The sequence below is a fragment of the Acidovorax sp. KPB24-03 genome (assembly GCF_057546605.1).
This window is the reverse complement of the sequence record NZ_BAAJYR010000525.1, coordinates 1-2,057: the sequence shown is the minus strand read 5'-3', so window position 1 is coordinate 2,057 and position 2,057 is coordinate 1. Positions and strand designations below refer to the sequence as shown.

General features: G+C 71.9%; 3 protein-coding genes. 1 reads left to right on the top strand and 2 read right to left on the bottom strand.

From position 1 onward, the window contains the following. Positions 1 to 112: 112 nt before the first annotated feature. Both AC27KI_RS23530 and AC27KI_RS23525 read right to left on the bottom strand, forming a co-directional pair. Positions 113 to 1,063 carry a TPM domain-containing protein gene (locus tag AC27KI_RS23530; protein ID WP_487116139.1) on the bottom strand — a complete coding sequence of 317 codons (951 nt, stop codon included), beginning with the start codon at positions 1,061 to 1,063 and terminating at the stop codon, positions 113 to 115. Positions 1,064 to 1,085: 22 nt separating this feature from the next. Then, positions 1,086 to 1,685, bottom strand: coding sequence for a LemA family protein (locus AC27KI_RS23525; protein WP_272565758.1), 600 nt, complete (start codon positions 1,683 to 1,685; stop codon positions 1,086 to 1,088). Between the two features lie 193 nt (positions 1,686 to 1,878). Between AC27KI_RS23525 and AC27KI_RS23520 the strand changes: the two genes are divergently transcribed. Beyond that, positions 1,879 to 2,057: YybH family protein (locus AC27KI_RS23520; RefSeq protein WP_487116141.1), on the top strand; the 179-nt coding region annotated here is incomplete at its 3' end.

Sequence of the window (2,057 nt, the reverse complement as noted above, 5' to 3'; positions counted from 1 at the left end):
TCGCCCAGCGCCTGGTGCAGGCGGCCTTCCACCCAGCGGTGCCGCACGAGCCGCGCGATGCGCGAAAGGGCCGAAGGGGGGGCCGCGGGGGCCAGCGAGGTCTTTGCCATGGTCACCAGTCTCCCGAGGCGCCGCCGCCGCCAAAATCGCCGCCGCCGCCCGAACTGAAGCCGCCGCCATCGCTGCTGCTGCTGCCGCCGCCACTGCCACCGCTCCAGCCGCCGAAGCCCCCGGTGGACGTGCCGATCCCCCCGCCCCCTGCCGACCCGAAGCCGCCGCCGCGCCGCCCGCCCAGGGACAGGCCGGTGCCGCTGAAAAGCCAGGTGTAGAGCAGCGCGATCAGCCCGGCGCCGCCGGCCAGCAGCACGCTGGTGGTGAACAGAAACGCCAGCCCGCCCACGCCGCCGCCCAGCAGCAGCCCGCCCAGGCGGTTGCCGAAAATGCCGCGCGCCACCGGGCCGCCCACCATCACGCCGAAGAACAGGAAGATGGCGAGGTCGGTCCAGTCCACGCCCGGCGCGGACCGGGCCGCGCGTTCGCTGGTGTCACTGGGAAGGGGCAGCGATTCGCCGGCGATGCGCGCGCCGATCTGGTTCACCGCGGCGGACAGGCCGCCCGCGTAGTCGCCCTCGCGAAAGCGTGGCTTCATGGCGCCGTCGATGATGCGCGCGGCGGCGATGTCGGGGATGGCCCCTTCCAGCGCCTTGGCCACCTCGATGCGCATCTTGCGGTCGTCCTTGGCCACCAGCACCAGCACGCCGTCGCCCACGTCCTTGCGGCCGATCTTCCAGGCGTTGCCGACCCGGTTGGCGAACGCGGCCAGTTCCTCGGGCGCGGTGGTGGCCACCATCAGCACCACGACCTGCGAGCCGTGGGACTTTTCGATGGCGGCCAGGCGCGTGTCCAGCGCCTGCCGGTCGGCCGCGCTGAGCGTGCCGGTCTGGTCGATCACGCGCGCGGTCAATGCCGGCACGGCGCGCTGCGCCTGCGCTGGCGTGCCAAAGCCGCCGATGGCGATCAGAAAGAGAGCTGTCAGCGCGAGGCGGACGTGCGCCAGGGCCATGTCGGGCACTCCGGTGGTGGCGTCAGGGCTTGGACGCCGGCTTGGAGAAGTCCACCGCCGGCGGGGTGGAGATCTGCGCCTCGTTCTGCACGGTGAAGCTGGGCTTCGGGTCGTAGCTGAACACCTTGGCCGTGACGTTGGTGGGGAAACTGCGCGCGAGCACGTTGTATTCCTGCACCGTCTGGATATAGCGGTTGCGCGCCACGGTGATGCGGTTTTCGGTGCCCTCCAGCGTCACGCGCAGGTCGCGGAACGCCTGGTTGGCCTGCAGTTGGGGGTAGCGCTCGGCCACCACCATCAGGCGCGAGAGGGCGCCGGACAGCTCGCCCTGCGCGGCCTGGAATTTGTTGAACGCCTCGGGGTTGTTCAGCGTCTCGGGCGTCACCTGGATGGAGGTGGCCTTGGCGCGGGCCTCGACCACCTTGGTCAGCGTGTCCTGCTCGAAGGCGGCCTCGCCCTTGACGGTGGCGACGATGTTGGGCACCAGGTCGGCGCGGCGCTGGTACTGGTTGAGCACCTCGCTCCAGGCGGCCTTGGACTGCTCGTCCAGGCGCTGGAAGTCGTTGTAGCCGCAGCCCGAAAGGGCCAGGACGGCGGCCAGGGTGGCAAGAAGACGTTTCATGGCGCGTGCGCTGGGCCGGGTGCAGGCGACAGTGCCGAAAGGCTGGCAGCGCCCGCGCATTCTGCCCCAGCCCGATCGGGCACCGCGTAGTCCGCCGGGCCGACCGCCCGGCCGGTCCGGCGGCCGCGGGCCGGGCGTTGCGGCCCGCCAGCCCCGACAATAGCGCCACCGCATGACAGCCCACCGAAGCGCCATGACCCGATCCCCCTACCGTGCCGCCACCCTGGGCGGCTCCGCCGACGAGACCGAAGCCGCCTTCTACGAAGCCCTGCAGACGGGCAGCCTGGAACGCCTGATGGCGTGCTGGGCCGAGGAGGACGACATCGTCTGCGTCAACCCCGGCGGCCCGCGCCTGCTGGGCGCCGCGGCCAT

Excerpts from the sequence above, each read along its gene's own strand:
- AC27KI_RS23530 (WP_487116139.1), bottom strand. The coding sequence starts at position 1,063 with ATGGCCCTGGCGCACGTCCGCCTCGCGCTGACAGCTCTCTTTCTGATC.
- AC27KI_RS23525 (WP_272565758.1), bottom strand. The coding sequence starts at position 1,685 with ATGAAACGTCTTCTTGCCACCCTGGCCGCCGTCCTGGCCCTTTCGGGC.